Below are 20,167 nucleotides of genomic sequence, written 5' to 3'. Positions count from 1 at the left end.
GGCGTTGTCGTCGGTTGCCATGGCTCCGCCATGTCGCCCTCCTCCGCCTTGCGATGCACGGCACCAGACCCCGCTCCCTGATCCGGCCTGATCCAAACGAAAGACCCTAGAGCCCTCCGGCGGCCTACGGCTGTCCGGACCCGCCCCCGACAGGACGGATCTGCCGGGCAAGCTCTGGTACGCGCTGTACGACAACGGGGGCGCGCCGGTGCCCGAAGCGGCGGTGAATCGTTGGTCGAATGGGTTGGCCGCAGCAGTGCCACTGCCTACCATCGATCACCGCAAGACTTTGTGCGCCCGCCCGTCGCCCGGCCACCACTCCTGGCGGAGGCGCTGGCGCGCCGCACCTGTCCTGCACGCTTCCCCTGGAGGTCTCCTTGCACCGCCGCCGTCGCACCGCGCTCCTCCTCACCGCCGCGATCGCCGCCGCGGCCCCCCTGCTGACCGCCTGCGGAAACGACGCGCATCCGGGTGCGGCGGCCGTCGTCGGCGGGCAGCGGATCACCGTCGCGCAGCTGGAGAACCGGGTCGACGAGGTCCGCGCCGCCCAGCGGGCCGCGGTGCCCGACCAGGGCCAGTACCAGCAGGTGCTCGCCCAGACCAGCGGCCTCACCCGCGACACCCTGCACAGCATGGTCCTGGACCGGGTGATCCACCGCGCCGCGCGGGACGCCGGGGTCTCGGTCACGCCCAGGGAGGTCCAGCAGCTGCGGGCCGGCCTGGAGCAGCAGGCGGGCGGTTCCAAGGGCCTCCAGACCGCCTGGCTCCAGAAGTACGGCATCGCCCCCGCGCACCTGGACGAGAACCTCCGCCTCCAGCTGGAGGCGCAGAAGCTCGCGGCCCGGCTCGGTACCGACACCAGCCAGCCCGCCTTCTGGAAGGCCCTCGCCAAGGCGTCCGGGGAGCTCCACATCGACGTCAACCCGCGCTACGGCACCTGGGACGTGCAAAAGAGCAGCCGGGCGGACGCGAAGACGCCGTGGGTGCGGGAGGTCACGTCGGCGTCGGGCGGCACGCCGGTGACGGCGTAGGCGGTGCGACCGGCGGGGATCGTCGGCCTGGCAGGCATACGATCACACGACTCCCTCGCCCCTGTGGACAACCGGAACCGCTTGTCGGGGCGGTGGGTTACTTTCGGAGCGTGAACGCATCCAGCCCCGCCGGCCCCGGCCGCATCGTCCTCCTCACCACCAGTCACCGCGTCGCCCCCGGCCTGCTGTCCTGGCCCGCCTGGCAGGCGCTGCGCGCCGCCGACGCCGTGCTGTGCGCGGACGGCGCCCATCCGCAGCTGCCGTATCTGCGGGAGGCGGGCATAGCGGTGTCCGAGGCGGCGCCCACGGCGCAGGAGCTGGTCGACGCCTGCGCCGGCGGGCGCACGGTGGTGGTCGTGGCGACGGGTGAGGGGGAGCCCGCCCTCACCGACGGCCTGGCCCGGCTGGCCGGCTCCGGCCGGGTCGCCATGCCCGAGCTGGAGCTGCTGCCCGCCTCGTACGACCTGCCCGGCGCCCGCCTGCTGGACCTCGTCCAGGTCATGGACCGCATCCGCGTCGAGTGCCCCTGGTCCTCCCGGCAGACCCACGAGGGCCTCGCCAAGTACGGCATCGAGGAGGCGTACGAACTGGTCGAGGCGATCGAGGCCGGCGACCGCGAGGAGCTGCGCGAGGAGCTGGGCGACGTCCTCCTCCAGGTCGTCTTCCACTCCCGGATCGCCGAGGAGCACCCGGAGACCCCGTTCTCCATCGACGACGTGGCCGGCGGCATCGTCGCCAAGCTCATCCACCGCCACCCCCACGTCTTCGGCGACGCGACGGCGGAGACCCCGGAGGCGGTCAGGGAGCAGTGGCTGCGCACCAAGGCCGAGGAGAAGCGCCGCACCTCCGTCACCGAGGGCATCCCCCTCGGCCAGCCCGGCCTCGCCCTCGCCGCCAAGCTCGCCTCCCGCGCCCGCACCGCCGGCCTCGACGTCCCCCTGCCCCAGGGCGACGACGTCGGCTACGCCCTGCTCGCTCTCGCCGCCCGCGCCGAAGCCGCCGGCACGGACCCGGAAACCGCCCTGCGCGCCGCGGCCCGGACGTACCGGGACGCGATACGCAGGGCGGAGGGGCTGCCGGATACGGTCGAGGAGTGACCGACCAGCTTCGCCCCGACGACCCCGCGCCCGCCGCTCCCGAGCTGTTCACCTGGGAGTTCGCGGCCGACCCCTACCCGGCGTACGCATGGCTGCGCGAGCACGCGCCCGTGCGGCGGACGCGGTTGCCCAGCGGGGTGGAGGCGTGGCTGGTCACCCGGTACGCGGACGCCCGGCAGGCACTGGCCGACCAGCGGCTGAGCAAGAACCCGGCGCATCACGACGAGCCCGAGCACGCCAAGGGCAAGACCGGCATTCCGGGCGAGCGCAAGGCCGAGCTGATGACGCATCTGCTGAACATCGACCCGCCGGACCACACCCGGCTGCGCCGACTGGTCAGCAAGGCGTTCACCCCCCGCCGGGTCGCCGAGTTCGCGGACCGGGTGCAGGAGCTGACCGACCAGCTCATCGACCGGTTCGCCGAGCGCGGTTGTGCCGACCTCATCCACGAGTTCGCCTTCCCGCTCCCCATCTACGCCATCTGCGACCTGCTCGGCGTCCCGCGCGAGGACCAGGACGACTTCCGGGACTGGGCCGGCATGATGATCCGGCACGGGGGAGGCCCCCGCGGCGGCGTCGCCCGGTCGGTGAAGAAGATGCGCGGCTACCTCGCCGAGCTGATCCACAAGAAGCGCGAGGCACTGCCCGCCGAGCCCGCCCCCGGCGAAGACCTGATCTCCGGTCTCATCCGCGCCTCCGACCACGGCGAGCACCTCACCGAGAACGAGGCCGCGGCGATGGCCTTCATCCTCCTGTTCGCCGGCTTCGAGACCACCGTCAACCTCATCGGCAACGGCACCTACGCCCTGCTCACCCACCCCGAGCAGCGCCACCGCCTCCAGGCGGCCCTGGCCCGCGGCGACGACGAGCTGCTGGCCACCGGGGTGGAGGAACTGCTGCGCTACGACGGCCCGGTGGAGCTGGCCACCTGGCGGTTCGCCACCGAGCCGCTCACCATCGGTGGACAGCGGATCGCGCCCGGCGACCCGGTGCTCGTCGTCCTGGCCGCCGCCGACCGGGACCCGGAGCGGTTCGAGGACCCGGACACGCTCGACCTCGGCCGCCGCGACAACCAGCACCTCGGGTACGGCCACGGCATCCACTACTGCCTGGGCGCCCCGCTCGCCCGCCTGGAAGGGCAGAAGGCGCTGGCCACGCTGCTGACCCGGCTGCCCGACCTGCGGCTCGCCGCCGACCCGGCCGAGCTGCGCTGGCGCGGCGGGCTCATCATGCGGGGACTGCGCACCCTGCCGGTGGAGTTCACCCCGCCCACCCGGTAGTCCGGGCCCGCTCAGCCGAGGCGCCGCCGTGCCCGACGGGTGAGCCGGAAGGTGACGCAGCGGAGGGGCCGACGTTCACCTCTGTGATCTTCGCGTGATCTCTGCGGCATGAACTTGTGACAAGTGATCGTGTGCCGATACCTTCACCCCTCAGCGCGGCGGGCCCGCATCATCCGCCGCGCCGGTCCCCGCCGTCGCTCGAAAGGCTCCCGCATGATCTCCGGGAACGGTCGTCACCGCCGCCCCCGTCAGGCCCCGGCCCTCCTCGTCGCGGCCGGCGTGACCGGCTCCGCCATCGCCATCCCGCTGCTCGGCGCCACCGGCGCCCACGCGGCCGACGGCACCACCTGGGACAAGGTCGCCAACTGCGAGAGCGGCGGCGCCTGGAGCGCCGACCCCGGCAACGGGTACTACGGCGGCCTCCAGATATCCCAGGACGACTGGGTCGCGTACGGCGGGACGCAGTACGCCTCCTCGGCCGACCAGGCCAGCCGCTCGCAGCAGATCGCCGTGGCCGAGAAGATCCTCAAGGACAAGGGCACCGCGCCCTGGGCCACCTGCGCCCTGCTGTCCGGGCTGACCTCGAACTCCGGTTCGGTGAACGTCGATCCGGGCGTCGGCGACGGTGACAGCGGCAGCGGCCAGACCGGCGGCACGACCGACCCCTCCGGCCTGCCCGACCCCTCTTCCCCGGCCGGTACGCCGAGCGGCGACCAGGACGGCACCGGAACCGGCACCGGTTCCGGCAAGGCGTCCACCGACTCGTCCAGCCCCTCCTCTTCACCGAGCCACGCCTCGGGCTCCGGCTCCGGCAAGCAGACCGGCAAGCACACGAGCCCGCAGCCGGGCAAGCGCACCGGCACCGGCACCGGCACCCCCGCCCCGGACCCGTCCGGCCCCTCCGGTTCGACCTCCTCGGCCCCCTCCGCCTCCACCCCGCCGTCCGCGCCGGCCCACGGCTCCGGAACGCCCACGCCCTCCACCGGCACCCCGGCCAACCCCGAGCAGGCCGCGGGCACTTGGAATCTGGTCGACACCGGAGCCCTCGGCGGCGGGCGCCACCGCGGCGGCAGCGCGGACGAAAGCGCGGCAAACGGACAGAACGACTCTGCCTCCGGCCGGCACGCGACCCACGAGCCGGACAGCTACACCGTCCGCCAGGGCGACTCGCTGAGTGCCATCGCCGACTCCCTTGACGTGGACGGCGGATGGCACGCGCTCTACGCCGCGAACAAGAAGGTCGTGGGCGCCGACCCGAATCACATCACCGCCGGTCAGACCCTGAAAGTCGGTGACGAAACGGGCGCGGACCAGGGCTAGTTGACGCCCCACTTGATCGCTAAATGTCCGGTTTGGCGAAAGTGTGGGATGAGTCTCAGAAGCCCTGATCGTCTTTGAAATTCCGCGGATCACCTGGCTACGGTCAAGGCCGCTCGTCACCACGAGCCCCGGCGGCCGCAACGCCGAATCCTGCCAGCGGCTTCCGGGAACAGTCGTCGCGTCAAGCGCCGCAGGCAGGAGCGGGGGACCCAAGGTAGGCGCCGGGCCCGGCAGTTGATGCCGGACCGGCTTGGGGTGAAGCCACACCTCCGGGAGGAGGGGTGGCCGGGCAACTCAACCGGCCCGAACCCGACAGCTCACCTCGCAGGCGTCGGTGAGGGGATCGTTCCATGCTGTTTTCCGGCAAGGGCAAGCACCGCCGTCCGTCCAAGGCCGTCCGCGCCGTCACGCTCGCCGGTGTCACCGGTGCCGCCGTGGCCGCTCCGCTGATGGCGGCCGGCGGCGCCTCCGCCGCCACCGCCTCCCAGTGGGACACGGTCGCCCAGTGCGAGTCCGGCGGCAACTGGGCCATCAACACCGGCAACGGTTACTTCGGCGGTCTCCAGTTCTCCGCCTCCACCTGGGCCGCGTACGGCGGTACCGCCTACGCGCCGACCGCCGACAAGGCCAGCAAGTCGCAGCAGATCTCCGTCGCCGAGAAGGTCCTGGCCGCGCAGGGCAAGGGCGCCTGGCCGGTCTGCGGCACGGGTCTGACCGGCACTCCGTACAACGGCTCCGCCCCGACGACCACGTCGTCGTCCGGCACCGCCACCCGCTCCACGGACCAGCAGGCCGCCACCCGCTCCACCGAGCGCACCACCCCGGCCCCGTCCAAGTCCACGAGCACCTCCACCGGCTCGTCCGCGGGCAAGACCGTCACCACCCCGACCGGCAAGAAGGTCAAGAAGGGCGACGGCGAGTACAAGGTGGTCAAGGGCGACACCCTCAGCTCCATCGCGGCCGCGCACCACGTGGCCGGCGGCTGGAAGAAGCTGTTCGATCTGAACAAGGACATCATCGACAACGCCGACCTGATCTTTCCGGGTCAGCAGCTCCACTTGAAGTAACCCGGCCCGGCCACGGCCGCCGCGAGCCCCGCACGGGGCTCGCCCGGCTCCGCTCACCCGGCCCGACGGGCCCCTCGCAGCGCGACGGGCCCATCGCAGGGGGCGGCCCCCGACGTCGTACCCCGGTGTCGTACCCCCGCCGCCGCGCCCCCGAGGGCCCGCCCCCCGGCGGCCCGGAGGAACCCCGCCCCTGGTGACCCGCCCCAACGGCCAGGGGCACCCACCCCCCGGTGGGCCCCCATCCCCCAGCGGGCCCCCACCCCCCCGGCGGCCTCCGAGCCCCAGGGCCCACCCCCCCCGGTGGCCCCCAGGCCCCGGCCCCGTCCCCCCAAAGCCCCCCACCCCGGCGCGATTCCCCCGTTCGCGCCGGGGTGGGGTCTTGCGTTCTCCCGGTCTCCCGGTCTCCCGTCGGACCCTGTCCGGGTCCTGTTTTGTTCCGGTAGTGAACAATAGGTACCGTCTGCATGTCCCCGTCGCTCACCAGGCAGTCGGTCGGTGGTCCGCGACGCCGGGACGGTTAGGCTCTAGTCGCAAGGGCGCAGCCGCACGGCCGCCTCCCGCACTTCCAGCGTCACATCCAAGAAGGAGATGCTCGTGCCGTCCATCGACGTCGTCGTAGCCCGGGAAATCCTGGACTCCCGAGGCAACCCCACGGTCGAGGTCGAGGTCGGCCTCGACGACGGCAGCACCGGTCGTGCCGCCGTTCCGTCCGGCGCCTCCACCGGCGCCTTCGAGGCCATCGAGCTGCGCGACGGTGACCCCAACCGCTACCTGGGCAAGGGTGTCGAGAAGGCCGTCCTCGCCGTCATCGAGCAGATCGGCCCGGAGCTGGTCGGCTACGACGCCACCGAGCAGCGCCTGATCGACCAGGCCATGTTCGACCTGGACGCCACCGACAACAAGGGCTCGCTCGGCGCCAACGCCATCCTCGGCGTCTCCCTGGCCGTCGCGCACGCCGCCTCCGAGGCGTCCGACCTGCCCCTCTTCCGCTACCTGGGCGGCCCCAACGCGCACCTGCTGCCGGTGCCGATGATGAACATCCTGAACGGCGGCTCGCACGCCGACTCCAACGTGGACATCCAGGAGTTCATGATCGCGCCGATCGGCGCCGAGTCCTTCTCCGAGGCGCTGCGCTGGGGTGCCGAGGTCTACCACACCCTCAAGAAGGTCCTGAAGCGCCAGGGCCTGGCCACCGGTCTCGGTGACGAGGGCGGCTTCGCCCCGAACCTCGGCTCCAACCGCGAGGCCCTGGACCTGATCCTCGAGGCCATCAAGGAAGCCGGGTACGCGCCCGGCGAGCAGATCGCCCTCGCCCTCGACGTCGCCGCCTCCGAGTTCTACAAGGACGGCAAGTACCTCTTCGAGGGCAAGGAGCGCTCCGCCGCCGAGATGACGGAGTACTACGAGGAGCTGGTGGCGGCCTACCCGCTGGTCTCCATCGAGGACCCGCTGTTCGAGGACGACTGGGCCGGCTGGAAGATCATCACCGACAAGCTCGGCGACAAGGTCCAGCTCGTCGGCGACGACCTGTTCGTCACCAACCCCGAGCGCCTGGCCCGCGGCATCGAGGAGGGCACCGCCAACGCCCTGCTCGTCAAGGTCAACCAGATCGGCTCGCTGACCGAGACCCTGGACGCCGTCGAGCTGGCCCAGCGCAACGGCTTCAAGTGCATGATGTCCCACCGCTCCGGCGAGACCGAGGACGTCACCATCGCCGACCTGGCCGTCGCCACCAACTGCGGCCAGATCAAGACCGGCGCCCCGGCCCGCTCCGAGCGCGTCGCCAAGTACAACCAGCTGCTGCGCATCGAGGAGATCCTCGACGACGCCGCGGTGTACGCCGGCCGCAGCGCCTTCCCGCGCTTCAAGGGCTGAGCGAACCCTCCGGGGCCGCCCGCCGGGCCGCCCCTCGGGCCACCTCTTGGCCAGTCGTACGTACGTCCCCGTACCCGGTCCCGTACCGTGTCCGGGGACGTACGCACGTGTGCGACCGCCGGACAACGGCGTGAAAGGGGAGGCGGAGAGCCGACATGGCCGCAAGGGACCGGGACCGTTTCTCCACCGCGACCAGGCTGCGGCTGCTCGGCGAGCAGACCGCGGCCCGCGTCTACCGCTCGCAGACCAAACGGCAGGCGCGCCGCTCCCGGCTGACCGGCCGGGCCGCGCTGCTCGCGCTGGTGCTGTGCTCGCTGGTGGTCGCGCTCGCCTACCCGATGCGGCAGTACGTCTCCCAGCGCGCCCAGATCTCCGACCTCCAGCGGCAGCAGGCCGAGGCCCGCGAACGCGTCGAACAGCTGCGCGACCTCAAGGCGCGCTGGCAGGACGACGCCTATGCCGAGCAGCAGATCCGCAAACGTCTGCACTATGTGATGCCCGGCGAGACCGGGTACGTGGTGGTCGATCCGGGCGCGGCCCGGCAGTCCCGTACCGATCTCCGGGCCGCCCACCGGCCCTGGTACACCAACATCTGGGACGGGGTCGACAAGTCCGACGCCTCCGCCCAGTGACCGGCCTCCCGCCGGCGACCCACAGAAAGCCACTCTGAAAGCAGTCATGGAAACCCCTCCGCCGCCCACCCCGCGCACCGAGCCCACCGACGCGGACGTCGAGGCCTTCAAGCAGCAGCTCGGCCGCCCCCCGCGGGGTCTGCGCGCCATCGCGCACCGCTGCCCGTGCGGCCAGCCGGACGTCGTGGAGACGGCGCCGCGCCTGCCCGACGGCACCCCCTTCCCGACGCTGTACTACCTGACGTGCCCCAAGGCCGCCTCGGCCATCGGCACGCTGGAGGCGAACGGCGTCATGAAGGAGATGACCGAGCGCCTGAAGACCGACCCGGAGCTGGCCGCCGCCTACCGGGCCGCGCACGAGGACTACATCCGGCGCCGGGACGAGATCGAGGTGCTGGCGGGCTTCCCGAGCGCGGGCGGCATGCCGGACCGGGTGAAGTGCCTGCACGTCCTGGTCGGCCACTCGCTGGCCGCGGGCCCCGGCGTCAACCCGCTCGGCGACGAGGCGATCGCGATGCTGCCGGAGTGGTGGCGCAAGGGCGCGTGCGTGACGCTCGCGCAGGACCCGAAGGAGGAGGCGCGGTGACCAGGGTCGCGGCGATCGACTGCGGTACGAACTCCATCCGGCTGCTGGTCGCGGACGCGGATCCGGCGACCGGTGAACTGACCGACCTGGACCGCCGGATGACCATCGTGCGGCTCGGCCAGGGCGTCGACCGCACCGGCAGGCTCGCCCCGGAGGCGCTGGAGCGCACCTTCGCCGCGTGCCGGGAGTACGCCCGGATCATCAAGGAGCACGGCGCCGAGCGGCTCCGCTTCGTCGCCACCTCCGCGTCCCGCGACGCCGAGAACCGCGACGACTTCGTGCGCGGCGTGCTGGACATCCTCGGTGTGGAGCCGGAGGTCATCAGCGGCGACCAGGAGGCCGAGTTCTCCTTCACCGGTGCGACCAGGGAGCTGGCGGGCCGCACGGATCTCGCCAGGCCCTATCTGGTGGTGGACATCGGCGGCGGCTCCACCGAGTTCGTCGTCGGCGACGACCGGGTGCGGGCCGCGCGCTCCGTGGACATCGGCTGTGTGCGGATGACCGAGCGGCACCTGGTGCACGGCGGCGAGGTCTCCGACCCGCCCACCGGGGAGCAGATCGCCGCGATCCGCGCCGACGTCGAGGCCGCGCTGGACCTCGCCGAGCGGACAGTGCCGCTGCGCGAGGCGCGCACCCTGGTCGGCCTCGCCGGCTCGGTCACCACGGTCTCTGCCATCGCCCAGGATCTGCCGGACTACGACTCCGCGCGCATCCACCACTCCCGGATCCCGTACGCCCGCGTCCGCGAGATCACCGAGCGCCTGCTGCACTCCACCCACGCCGAACGCGCCGCCATCCCCTCCATGCATCCGGGGCGGGTCGACGTCATCGGCGCCGGCTCCCTGATCCTCCTCGCGATCATGGAGCGCACGGGCGCCGAGGAGGTCGCGGTCAGCGAACACGACATCCTCGACGGCATCGCTTGGTCGGTGGCGTAGACCGCATTTGTTACCAGTCGGTAGCATCCGCCTGAGCAGGTCGGATAACGTTTGAGCGCCTTCGAGGGGCCCTTCGGGGCCCCTCGTTCGCACCCCGGTGGAAACCTTCGTGAAGTTCTTCACAAGGAAATGGGTCCTGACCGCCGCCCGGAGAGGGCCACTTGGCCCTTCCGGGGGGTCAAAACCCGTTTGAACATGTTCAGGTGAGGCGCGCAAAGATGGCCGGAAGGAGGGGTTCCGCGGACCGTCCCGGAGTCCCTACGATCACCTCGCGGACTCGGAGCAGCAGCTCACACGGCCTTGACAACGGTACGAACCGCCTCGCGGTTCCCCCTCCGCGACATGATCTGCGTCACGCGGGCCGCGGAGTTTAGCACAGCCCCTCCAGAAGCTTGTGAAGGGGCGCACGAGCCACCCCCCTTGAGCGGGTGGATACTCGATGCCATGAGCACCACGGAGCGTCCCAGGATCCTCGTAGTAGGCGGTGGGTACGTAGGCCTGTACGCAGCTCGGCGCATTCTCAAGAAGATGCGCTACGGCGAGGCGACCGTCACGGTCGTCGACCCCCGGTCGTACATGACCTACCAGCCCTTCCTCCCCGAAGCCGCCGCCGGCAGCATCTCCCCTCGCCACGTCGTCGTCCCGCTGCGACGCGTGCTGCCGAAGGCGGAGATCCTCACCGGTCGGGTCACCACCATCGACCAGGACCGCAAGGTCGCCACCATCGCCCCCCTCGTGGGCGAGGCGTACGAGCTGCCGTTCGACTACCTGGTCATCGCCATGGGCGCGGTCTCCCGCACCTTCCCGATCCCCGGCCTCGCCGAACAGGGCATCGGCATGAAGGGCATCGAGGAGTCCATCGGCCTGCGCAACCACGTCCTGGAGCAGCTGGACAAGGCCGACTCCACGACCGACGAGGAGATCCGCCGCAAGGCGCTCACCTTCGTCTTCATCGGCGGCGGCTTCGCGGGTGCGGAGACCATCGGCGAGGTCGAGGACATGGCCCGCGACGCGGCGAAGTACTACAAGAACGTCTCCCGCGAGGACATGCGGTTCGTCCTCGTGGACGCCGCGGACAAGATCCTTCCCGAGGTCGGCCCCAAGCTCGGCCAGTACGGCAAGGAGCACCTGGAGAGCCGGGGCGTGGAGATCTACCTCTCCACCTCCATGGACTCCTGCGTCGACGGCCACGTGGTCCTCAAGAACGGCCTCGAGGTCGACGCCAACACGATCGTGTGGACCGCCGGCGTCAAGCCGAACCCGGCCCTGTCCCGCTTCGGCCTGCCGCTCGGCCCGCGCGGCCACGTCGACTGCGAGCCCACGCTCCAGGTCAAGGGCACCGACTACATCTGGGCCGCGGGCGACAACGCCCAGGTCCCGGACCTGGTCGGCCGCAAGGCTGGCAACGAGAACGCCTGGTGCCCGCCGAACGCCCAGCACGCGCTGCGCCAGGCCAAGGTCCTCGGCGACAACGTGGTCTCCGGCATGCGGGGCTTCCCGCAGAAGGAGTACGAGCACGCCAACAAGGGCGCGGTCGCCGGTCTCGGCCTGCACAAGGGCGTGGCGATGATCGTCCTGGGCAAGACCAAGATCAAGCTCAAGGGCCGCCTCGCCTGGTACATGCACCGCGGCTACCACGGTCTGGCGATGCCGACCTGGAACCGCAAGATCCGCATCTTCGCCGACTGGACGCTGGGCATGTTCCTCAAGCGCGAGGTCGTGTCGCTGGGCGCCATGGAGAACCCCCGCGAGGAGTTCTACGAGGCTGCCAAGCCGGCGCCCGTCGCCGCCGCGAAGACCGAGGCCAAGGCTTCCTGACCGCCGGTCGCCTGACCATCCGAAGGACCTCCCGCCATCCGTGGTGCGGGAGGTCCTTCGGCGTTTCCGGCGGCCTTGGGCGCGGGTCCAGCCAGGTGGCTACTGCAACCATTTTGCCCAGTCGTAACTCCTTCGCGGGACTGTGTGGAAGGCTCCACGGTGTTTACGTGGTATCCGGCATCCGGGATCTCGTCTTGGAGGTGTGCGTCATGGCCGACGCCGCGTCGCGGCTGAGCAGTCTTGCCGAGCAGGTACTGGGGGTCCCGCTCCCGGTACGGCTGCGAGCCTGGGACGGATCGCAGGCCGGGCCTCCGGGCGCCCCCACCCTCGTCGTGCGCAACCGGCGAGCGCTGCGCCGCATCCTCTTCAAACCGGGGGAGTTGGGCCTCGCCCGCGCCTGGGTCGCCGGAGACCTGGCCATCGAAGGGGACCTGTACACGGCGCTGGACGCCATGGCGGGACTGATCTGGGAGCGCGGCGAGGACGGCCGTACGCTGTTCCAGGCGCTGCGCGACCCCGCCGTACGGGCCGCGGGCCGCGAGCTGCTGAAGCTCGCCGGGCCGCCCATCCCGCCCGCGCCCCCCGCGGAGGAGGTGCGCAGGCCCCGGCATCTGCACACCCGGCACAGCGACAGACGGGCCATCAGCCACCACTACGACGTCGGCAACGACTTCTACGAGCTGGTCCTCGGCCCCTCGATGGTGTACTCCTGCGCCTACTGGGAGTCCTTCGGCGAGGGCGCCACCCTGGAGGACGCCCAGCGCGACAAGCTCGAACTGGTCTGCCGCAAGCTGGGCCTGAGGGAGGGTCAGCGGCTGCTGGACGTCGGCTGCGGCTGGGGCTCCATGGCCCTGCACGCGGCCCGTGAGCACGGCGTGCACGTCGTCGGCGTCACCCTCTCCCAGGAACAGGCCGGTTACGCCCGCAAGCGCATCGCGGACGAGGGCCTGAGCGACAGGGTGGAGATCAGGGTCCAGGACTACCGGGACGTCTCCGACGGCCCCTTCGACGCCATCTCCTCCATCGGCATGGCCGAACACGTGGGCGCCGAACGGTACCTGGAGTACGCGCGCCAGTTGTACGGCCTGCTGAAGCCCGGCGGACGGCTGCTCAACCACCAGATCGCCCGCCGCCCGCAGACCGACGAATCGGCGTACTCCGTCGACGAGTTCATCGACGCCTACGTCTTCCCGGACGGCGAGCTGGCCCCCATCGGCACCACCGTCACCCAGCTGGAGCGCGCCGGGTTCGAGGTACGCGACGTGGAGGCGCTGCGCGAGCACTACGGCCGGACCCTGCGCGCGTGGGTGGCCAACCTGGAGGCCGACTGGGACCGCGCGGTCCGGCTGAGCAGCCCCGGCCGGGCGCGGGTGTGGCAGCTGTACATGGCCGCCTCCGCGCTCGCCTTCGAGCACAACCGCATCGGCGTCAACCAGGTCCTCGCGGTCCGCACCCCGGTCTCGGGCGCCTCCGGACTGCCGCCGCGCACCCGCACCTGGCAGGCCTGAACCCGGCGGTACGACGAGGGGCCCCGCTCCGCTGACGGAACGGGGCCCCTGCCGGTGCCGTACGGCCGTCCGCTACTCGGCCTTGATGGCGGACAGCATGTTCAGCCTGGCCGCGCGGCGGGCCGGCCACAGGGCGGCCAGGATGCCGACCACGCCCGCGAGCAGCAGGAAGACCACCAGCCGGCCCCAGGGCAGGACCAGTTCGTACGTGGGCATCTTGGTGCCGAGCAGCTCACCGGCCGCCCAGCCGAAGAACACGCCGAGACCGATGCCGAGCACCCCGCCGAAGACCGAGATCACCAGGGACTCCAGCCGGACCATCCGCTTGACCGACCGGCGGTCCAGGCCGATCGCGCGGAGCATGCCGATCTCCTGGGAGCGCTCGAACACCGACATCGCCAGGGTGTTGACGACGCCGAGGACCGCGACGATCACCGCCATGCCGAGCAGGCCGTAGACCATGTTCAGCATCATGGTGAAGGCCTGGGCGATGCCGTCGGAGATGTCCTTCTTGTCCTGGATCTTGATCGCCGGGTTGGTACCCAGGGCGCTCGCCAGCCGGTCCTTGGTCGCGGTCGAGGCGCCGTCCGCCGTCTTGACCATGACCTGCATGTCGGTGGGCCGGCTCAGATGCGGGGTGAGCACCTTGTTGTCGAGCATGATGCCGTGGATCATCTCGTTGCCGTCGTAGATCCCGGCGACCGTGAAGGTGTGCGCCTTGCCGTCCTCGAAGTGGGTGCTGAAGTGCGAGCCGGGCGTCCAGCCGTACTCCTTGGCCTGGTCCTTGTCCACGACGATGCGGTCACCGCCGACCGCGAAGCTGCCCCGGTCCATCTTCAGGTCCGTCAGTTTCGCGATGGACGAGCCGTCCACGCCGGTCACGAACTCGGTCTTGCCGTCGATGCGGGTCTCGGCGTTGCGCAGCGGGCTGCTCGCCGTGACGCCGCCGGTGGTGGCGATCGTGCGTGCCACGTCCGGGGAGAGCGCGGAGCCGTTCGCCATGGAGACCACGTAGTCGGCGCGGATCGCGGAGGCGGCCATCTTGTCGATGGACGACTGGAGGCTGCCCGCCATCACCGTCATGCCGGTGATCAGGGTCAGGCCGATCATCAGCGCGGAGGCGGTGGCCGCCGTACGGCGCGGGTTGCGCACCGAGTTCTGGCGGGCCAGCTTGCCCGACACGCCGAACGCGCGCAGCAGCGGGGCGGCGGCCGCGATCAGCGGGCGGGACAGCAGCGGGGTCAGCACGAACACGCCGATGATCAGCAGGACGGCGCCGAGACCCATCGGGCCCTCGCCGGCGGAGGCCTCCATGGACGTGGCGGCGACGATCACCGCGGCACCGGCCGCCGTGAACAGCGCGCCGATCGTGTTGCGCAGCACCAGCGACTTGGTGGTCGCCTGCGCGTGCACGCTGTTCATGGCCGCCACCGGCGGGATCTTGGCGGCGCGGCGGCCGGGCAGCCAGGCGGCGAGCATGGTGATGAGGATGCCGACCGCGAGGGCGGACGCCACGGTCCCCGGACTGATCACGAGCGGTCCGTCGGGCATGCTCGCGCCGAAGGAGCCCACCAGGGCGCGCAGTCCCGCGCCGATGCCGATGCCGGCGGCGAGGCCGGCCACACCGGCGACCGCGCCCACCACGAACGCCTCGATCAGCACCGAGCGGGTGACCTGGCGGCGGGAGGCGCCGACCGCCCGCAGCAGGGCCAGCTCCCTGGTGCGCTGGGCGACCAGCATGCTGAAGGTGTTGGCGATGATGAACGTGCCGACGAACAGGGCGATCCCGGCGAAGACCAGCAGGCCCTCCTTCATGCTGCTCATCGAGTCGGCGATGGTCCGCGCCTGGTCGGCGGCGAGCTTGTGGCCGGTGGTGGTCTCCACCTGGTGCGTGGGCAGTGCCTTGTCGAGCGCGTCCTTGAGTGCGGTCTGGGTGGTGCCCGGCTCCGCCTTGACGTCGATCTCGTCGTAGCCCTTCTTGTGGAACAGCTGCTGCGCGGTCGGCGTGTCGAACAGGGCGAGGCTGCCGCCCGCGGTCACGTTGCCGTCGTCGGTGGTGAAGATGCCCGCGACGGTCGGGGTGAGCACGGGACCGTCGACCGAGAGCCGCACGGTGTCGCCGACCTTGTAGCCGGCCCGCTGGGCGGTCTTGGCGTCGAGCAGTACCTCGTGCGCGCCGTGCGGGGCGTGTCCGCTGGTCAGCGGGTACCGGGCGTCCTTGGTGCCCCAGTAGTTGCCGCCGCGGGACTGCCAGTCGCCGCCGACGAGCTTGCCGTGCTTGTCCGCGACGGCGGTGAAGCCGCCGACCACACCGGTGGCGGAGGCGGCGCCGGGCACCTTGGCGGCCTTGTCGAGTACGGCCCGAGTCAGGTCGGGCGTCCGGCCGACCTTGTCGCCCTCGGAGTCCTGGTACTTCGCCGTGACGGCGACGTCGACCTGGTCGAAGCCCTTGGCGGAGCTGTTCTGGTAGGCGTCGGAGATGGTGTTGGTGAAGACGAGCGTCCCGGAGACGAAGGCCACGCCGAGCATCACGGCGAGCACCGTCATCAGCAGCCGGGCCTTGTGCGCGAGGACGTTGCGCAGGGCGGTGCGGAACATCAGCTGGTACGGCCCTTCGCGTCGAACTGCTTCATCGTGTCGAGGACCGAGTCGGCGGTCGGGCCGTACAGCTCGTCCACGATCCGGCCGTCGGCCAGGAAGATCACCCGGTCCGCGTAGGCGGCGGCCACCGGGTCGTGGGTGACCATCACCACGGTCTGGCCCAGCTCGCGCACGGAGTTGCGCAGGAAGCCGAGGACCTCGGCGCCGGAGCGCGAGTCGAGGTTTCCGGTCGGCTCGTCGCCGAAGATGATGTCCGGCTTGGAGGCGAGGGCGCGGGCGACGGCGACGCGCTGCTGCTGGCCGCCGGAGAGCTGGGACGGCCGGTGGCTCAGCCGCCCGGACAGGCCCACCATCGAGATGACCCGGTCCAGCCAGGCCTTGTCGGGCTTGCGCCCGGCGATGTCCATCGGGAGGGTGATGTTCTCCAGCGCGGTCAGGGTCGGCAGCAGGTTGAACGCCTGGAAGATGAAGCCGATCTTGTCGCGGCGCAACTTGGTGAGCTGCTTGTCCTTCAGGGAGCCCAGCTCGGTGTCGCCGATGCGCACGGAGCCGGAGGAGAAGGTGTCGAGGCCGGCCACGCAGTGCATCAGGGTGGACTTGCCGGAGCCCGAGGGACCCATGATCGCGGTGAACTCGGCCTGCCGGAAGTCGACGGAGACCCGGTCCAGGGCGACCACCCGGGTCTCACCCTGCCCGTAGATCTTCGACAGCTCCGTGGCGCGGGCGGCCACGGTGGTGGCCGTGCCTGCGGTGGGTGTGGTGGTCACGGGACGGTGCTCCTCGGGACGGTGGGTCGTGGGGACCTCTCCATCCTCCCGGCGCCCGGAAGGCGGGGAGTCAGCCGCTGTTCCGGTTCACGGGGGCGACTCGGGTCGGACCGCGGGGTGCCGCGTCATACCTGGGGAGGACGCCGGACCCTGAGGCCGGGGGAGGGGCGCCGGCGCCGAGAACGGGGGGAGCGCCCTTCTTCAGACGGTGAAATTCCGTCATTCCGCATACGCGTGCACGTGTGTCACGTCACGCTATTGGCAAGTGCGGATGGCCAGTTCCGTGGTCTGATGCACCCTCAGACGTCAATAAAATAAGACAACATCGGTCCGCCGTTCCGCTGTTCGGGGGATGCGTCCCGATAGGCTCAAACCCTCGAAGCGGAGCCCATGGCCTGCCCGGATGGTGGAATGCAGACACGGCGAGCTTAAACCTCGCTGCCCCTTCGCGGGCGTGCCGGTTCAAGTCCGGCTCCGGGCACCAACCCTTCCACGCCGCGTGATCGCGGAGACGGCCCTACGGGGCCGTTTTTCGTTTCTCGCGCAGGAGTGCGAAGAGATCGCGATGCCCGCCGGTGCCCGCCGCGGCACGCGCCCGAGAGTCGGCTTGCGCGCGATCGCCCGCCTCGCTAAGGGCCGGTCGCCCGCGGACTCCGGGGCGCCGGGTCGCCGACGTCCGTTCCGGGGCCCGCGGGTGGTGTCCGTCGCGGTGCCCTGATGTGCCCGGCGGGTCGCCTGCGCACGGCCCGGATGCTGCGGGACTGGGCGGCCGACCCCGCGGCGGAGGTCGAACGGCGCGCCGCCGCGAGCCGAGCCCGGTCAGGTAGCAAGTTCGTCATGGAAGGCGATCACCCATGGCCGGGACGTACCGCTCCGCGTAGCGTGTGCGTCAATACGGCAGGGGAAAGATCCTCCTCAGGTAGCATGATCCATCCTTTGCCAATCCATTACGCTTGAGCCAAGGCTGCGCGAGGCAGCCATGGAGGAGTGAGATGAGGAGCAGTAACCCGGTCTTCTCGCGACGGGGCTTCAGCCGCGACCACGGCTACGCCGGCTTCAACACCGCACCGCAGGCCGGGTACGTAGGAGCCGACCCGTACGCGCAGAACCCGTACGCGCAAGGTGCCCAGGCCCCGCAGAACCCGTACGCCCCCGCCGGCTTCGGACAGCCGGACGTCGCGTACGGCGCCCCGGCCGGCACCGGCCGGATGACCATGGACGACGTCGTCGTCCGCTCGGCGATGACGCTCGGTACCGTCGCGCTGGGCGCCGTTCTCGCCTGGGCCCTGCTGCCGGTCTCGCCCACGAGCTACGGCCTGGCCGTCGGCTCCGCGCTGATCGCGTTCGTGCTGGCGATGGTCCAGAACTTCAAGCGCACCCCGGTGCCCGCGCTGATCCTCGGATACGCGGCCTTCGAGGGCGTCTTCCTCGGCGTCATCAGCGAGATGTACAACAGCCGCTGGCAGGGCGCCCCCTTCCAGGCGGTGCTCGGCACCATGGCCGTCACCGGCGCCACCCTCCTCATCTACAGGGCGGGCTGGATCCGCGTCACCGCGCGCTACGCCCGCATCGGCCTCGCCATCGCGATGGCCTTCGTCGGCGTCATGCTGGTCAATCTGCTGCTGGTCGTGTTCGGCGTCGCCGAGGACGGCGGACTGCGCAGCTTCGGCCCGCTCGGCGCGGTCGTCGGCATCATCGCGATCCTGCTCGGCGCGTTCTTCCTGACCCTCGACTTCAAGCAGATCGAGGACGGCATCGCGTACGGCGCGCCGCGCAACGAGTCCTGGCTCGCCGCGTTCGGACTCACCGTCACCCTCGTGTGGATCTACCTGGAGATGCTGCGCCTGGTGGCGATCTTCACCAACAACGACTAGCGACCAGCGACCGACGGCGACCAGCGCGCGTACGGCGCGCGGTCCAGGCAAGGGCCCCGGACTCCCCGTCCGGGGCCCTTCGCCGTCCGGGGGCGGGTGGCTCAGAGCAGCTTGCGGGCCGCCCTGCGCAGGTCGTATTCGTGCACGATGGCCTTGGCGTGGCCGTACGCCAGGTCGTACTCGTGCCTCAGCCAGCTGACCTTCTCCTCGAAGCGGAACAGGGCGGGGCCGTTCTCGACGGTGCGCAGCCAGTCGGCGACCTCACGACCGGTGCAGTGCGGGATGCGGGCGAGCATATTGCGATGGGTCTCCTCGGAGAAGACTTGGGACATCGGCACCTCCGGGCGCAAAGGGGATGTAAGCCGGTCCTTCACGTCACCGTGCCCGAGGGTTCGCCGCTTGGCAACAGTGCGGCGCGTTACGCTCGGCGCGTGGTTGATACGACGCCCCTGAGCCAAGCAGTGGATCACTTCGCCGACCGGCTGCGTGCCGCGCCGCAGAGCAGGCTCCAGCGCAGCGCCGCCGCCGAGGCGCTGGCGCTGGCCCGCGAGTTGTCCCGGCGGGCGCAGGCGGTGGAGGAGCCGGGCGCCGAGCCGCGGGAGATGCCGGACGCGGGGATGTTCGCGGTGGCGGACCAGATCCTGGTGGCCGCGCACGACTTGGCGCTGGTGCTGGAGAGCGACGACGAGGTCGGGGAGGCCGTGCGGCTGGTCGAGGAGGCACGGGCGCGGGCGGGGGTCTGAGCGCGCCGCCAGGTCGGGAAAAGGACGGGAAGTCAGGCGCCGCGCGCAGTCGGCGCCTTCGCGCTACAGGGACGCGATGACGCGGTCCGCGAGGATGTAGACCATCTCCCCGCCGCACGCGAAGGTGAGCGTGTAGGCGCCGGAGACGCCCGAACCGCCCAGCAGATAGGGGGCTTCGCCCGCCTCCACGGCCCGCGCGAGGCGCTCGGCCGTCTCCCGGTGACCCGGCGTCATGCACAGCGTGGTGCCGTCGGCGAAGACATAGACATCGAGGGTGCCGAGCGGGCCGGGGCGTACGTCGGACAGCTCCACGCGCTCGTCGGCCAGGTGCTCCAGCGTGCCGGCCGTGCGCTCGTGGTCGCCCGCGGCCGACTGGGCCGGGACGAAGTCCGGGTGGGAGGGGTGCCGGCGGCGGGCCGCGGCCAGCTCCGGGGACTCGCCGGCGAACTCGTCGGCGTCGGCGGTCTCCGCCACCGACTCCAGGCCCGCGAAGTCGGACGGCCGCGGCAGGAACGGCTCGTGGTCGGACAGGCCGAGCACCGAGGGGGCGTCGGAGGCGTCCCGCGCCTCCTGCGCGGCCCAGAAGGCGCGCGCTTCCGCGAGTTCCCGCTCCCGCTCCTCCGCGAGCGCCTCGGCCACGGCCGCGCGTATCCGCTCGGTGTCCGAGTGGGTACGGGCGTGCGGCAGCAGCGCGTGCGTCGCCGCGGACTGGTTCTCCGCGAGCTGTGCCTGGAGCTCCGTGAGCTGGCGGCGCAGCTTCAGCACGGTGCGCAGGACGGCGACGCCCACGGCGCCCGTGGCGGCCGTGGTGAGCAGCAGGGCGATCGGCATGGCGCTCACTGACGTACTCCCAGGTTCAAAAGTCGACCCCCGACTTCCTACATCAGCTTGAAGGGCGGACTACCCAACTGTCAGTGCGTAACGTCACGAAACGGACAGTTCTCTGGCTCCGTGGACCCGCCGGACGGCATGCCGTCCGGTGCTGACCTGCGCCGATGTCCGGGACGGGGAGATAGGTCACATCCTGGGG

17 protein-coding genes, 1 tRNA gene and 1 riboswitch are annotated in these 20,167 nt (G+C 71.3%); of the genes, 14 read left to right on the top strand and 4 right to left on the bottom strand.

Going from position 1 to position 20,167, the window contains the following annotated elements; genetic code table 11:
* Positions 1 to 377: 377 nt before the first annotated feature.
* The 11 genes from ACZ7EC_RS31985 (at position 378) to ACZ7EC_RS31935 (ending at position 13,152) form a co-directional block, all read left to right on the top strand.
* Positions 378 to 1,031 (top strand): SurA N-terminal domain-containing protein, encoded by a 654-nt coding sequence (locus ACZ7EC_RS31985; protein WP_471068428.1) that lies wholly within the window; start codon positions 378 to 380, stop codon positions 1,029 to 1,031.
* Between the two features lie 110 nt (positions 1,032 to 1,141).
* Positions 1,142 to 2,128, top strand: coding sequence for a nucleoside triphosphate pyrophosphohydrolase (locus ACZ7EC_RS31980; protein ID WP_471068426.1), 987 nt, complete (start codon positions 1,142 to 1,144; stop codon positions 2,126 to 2,128).
* The gene (locus ACZ7EC_RS31975) at positions 2,125 to 3,408 is read left to right on the top strand and encodes a cytochrome P450 family protein (protein WP_471068423.1); all 1,284 of its coding nucleotides are present in this window, start codon (positions 2,125 to 2,127) and stop codon (positions 3,406 to 3,408) included. The genes ACZ7EC_RS31980 and ACZ7EC_RS31975 overlap by 4 nt, the downstream gene beginning before the upstream one ends.
* A gap of 213 nt (positions 3,409 to 3,621) precedes the next feature.
* The gene (locus ACZ7EC_RS31970; protein ID WP_471068420.1) at positions 3,622 to 4,728 is read left to right on the top strand and encodes a transglycosylase family protein; all 1,107 of its coding nucleotides are present in this window, start codon (positions 3,622 to 3,624) and stop codon (positions 4,726 to 4,728) included.
* Between the two features lie 176 nt (positions 4,729 to 4,904).
* Positions 4,905 to 5,074: riboswitch (cyclic di-AMP (ydaO/yuaA leader) on the top strand.
* Between the two features lie 4 nt (positions 5,075 to 5,078).
* Complete coding sequence (locus tag ACZ7EC_RS31965) at positions 5,079 to 5,795, top strand: transglycosylase family protein (RefSeq protein ID WP_471068417.1); 717 nt, start codon at positions 5,079 to 5,081, stop codon at positions 5,793 to 5,795.
* 594 nt (positions 5,796 to 6,389) lie between these two features.
* On the top strand, positions 6,390 to 7,670 hold the full coding sequence (gene eno, locus ACZ7EC_RS31960; protein WP_471068414.1) for a phosphopyruvate hydratase: 1,281 nt from the start codon (positions 6,390 to 6,392) through the stop codon (positions 7,668 to 7,670).
* Between the two features lie 155 nt (positions 7,671 to 7,825).
* Complete coding sequence (locus ACZ7EC_RS31955; RefSeq protein ID WP_397985584.1) at positions 7,826 to 8,302, top strand: septum formation initiator family protein; 477 nt, start codon at positions 7,826 to 7,828, stop codon at positions 8,300 to 8,302.
* A 46-nt stretch (positions 8,303 to 8,348) separates the two neighbouring features.
* On the top strand, positions 8,349 to 8,888 hold the full coding sequence (locus ACZ7EC_RS31950) for a DUF501 domain-containing protein (RefSeq protein WP_397985585.1): 540 nt from the start codon (positions 8,349 to 8,351) through the stop codon (positions 8,886 to 8,888).
* On the top strand, positions 8,885 to 9,826 hold the full coding sequence (locus ACZ7EC_RS31945) for a Ppx/GppA phosphatase family protein (protein WP_471068410.1): 942 nt from the start codon (positions 8,885 to 8,887) through the stop codon (positions 9,824 to 9,826). The genes ACZ7EC_RS31950 and ACZ7EC_RS31945 overlap by 4 nt, the downstream gene beginning before the upstream one ends.
* Positions 9,827 to 10,270: 444 nt before the next feature.
* Positions 10,271 to 11,644 (top strand): NAD(P)/FAD-dependent oxidoreductase, encoded by a 1,374-nt coding sequence (locus ACZ7EC_RS31940; protein WP_397985589.1) that lies wholly within the window; start codon positions 10,271 to 10,273, stop codon positions 11,642 to 11,644.
* Positions 11,645 to 11,853: 209 nt separating this feature from the next.
* On the top strand, positions 11,854 to 13,152 hold the full coding sequence (locus ACZ7EC_RS31935) for a class I SAM-dependent methyltransferase (RefSeq protein ID WP_471068407.1): 1,299 nt from the start codon (positions 11,854 to 11,856) through the stop codon (positions 13,150 to 13,152).
* A 72-nt stretch (positions 13,153 to 13,224) separates the two neighbouring features.
* Here the strand turns inward: ACZ7EC_RS31935 and ACZ7EC_RS31930 are convergent, their stop codons facing one another.
* Complete coding sequence (locus tag ACZ7EC_RS31930; RefSeq protein WP_471068404.1) at positions 13,225 to 15,750, bottom strand: ABC transporter permease; 2,526 nt, start codon at positions 15,748 to 15,750, stop codon at positions 13,225 to 13,227.
* Positions 15,750 to 16,520, bottom strand: a complete 771-nt coding sequence (locus tag ACZ7EC_RS31925; protein ID WP_471068401.1) for an ABC transporter ATP-binding protein — start codon at positions 16,518 to 16,520, stop codon at positions 15,750 to 15,752. The genes ACZ7EC_RS31930 and ACZ7EC_RS31925 overlap by 1 nt, the downstream gene beginning before the upstream one ends.
* A 397-nt stretch (positions 16,521 to 16,917) precedes the next feature.
* On the opposite strand from ACZ7EC_RS31925, the gene ACZ7EC_RS31920 reads away from it, so the two are divergent.
* Both ACZ7EC_RS31920 and ACZ7EC_RS31915 read left to right on the top strand, forming a co-directional pair.
* A tRNA-Leu gene (locus tag ACZ7EC_RS31920) sits at positions 16,918 to 17,004 on the top strand.
* A gap of 508 nt (positions 17,005 to 17,512) precedes the next feature.
* On the top strand, positions 17,513 to 18,394 hold the full coding sequence (locus ACZ7EC_RS31915; protein ID WP_471068398.1) for a Bax inhibitor-1/YccA family protein: 882 nt from the start codon (positions 17,513 to 17,515) through the stop codon (positions 18,392 to 18,394).
* Positions 18,395 to 18,495: 101 nt separating this feature from the next.
* On the opposite strand, the gene ACZ7EC_RS31910 is transcribed toward ACZ7EC_RS31915, so the two are convergent.
* Positions 18,496 to 18,726, bottom strand: coding sequence for a DUF4287 domain-containing protein (locus ACZ7EC_RS31910; RefSeq protein WP_397985597.1), 231 nt, complete (start codon positions 18,724 to 18,726; stop codon positions 18,496 to 18,498).
* A 99-nt stretch (positions 18,727 to 18,825) separates the two neighbouring features.
* On the opposite strand from ACZ7EC_RS31910, the gene ACZ7EC_RS31905 reads away from it, so the two are divergent.
* Positions 18,826 to 19,137 carry a hypothetical protein gene (locus ACZ7EC_RS31905; RefSeq protein ID WP_471068395.1) on the top strand — a complete coding sequence of 104 codons (312 nt, stop codon included), beginning with the start codon at positions 18,826 to 18,828 and terminating at the stop codon, positions 19,135 to 19,137.
* Positions 19,138 to 19,200: 63 nt separating this feature from the next.
* Here ACZ7EC_RS31905 and ACZ7EC_RS31900 read toward each other — a convergent pair whose 3' ends face one another.
* Entirely contained in the window at positions 19,201 to 19,977 is a 777-nt protein-coding gene (locus ACZ7EC_RS31900) for a hypothetical protein (protein ID WP_471068392.1), read from the bottom strand.
* Positions 19,978 to 20,167: the final 190 nt, after the last annotated feature.

Source organism: Streptomyces sp. NPDC037203 (genome assembly GCF_055605065.1).
Note: the sequence above shows the minus strand (reverse complement) of the source record. Positions and strands in the feature narration are given on the sequence as shown.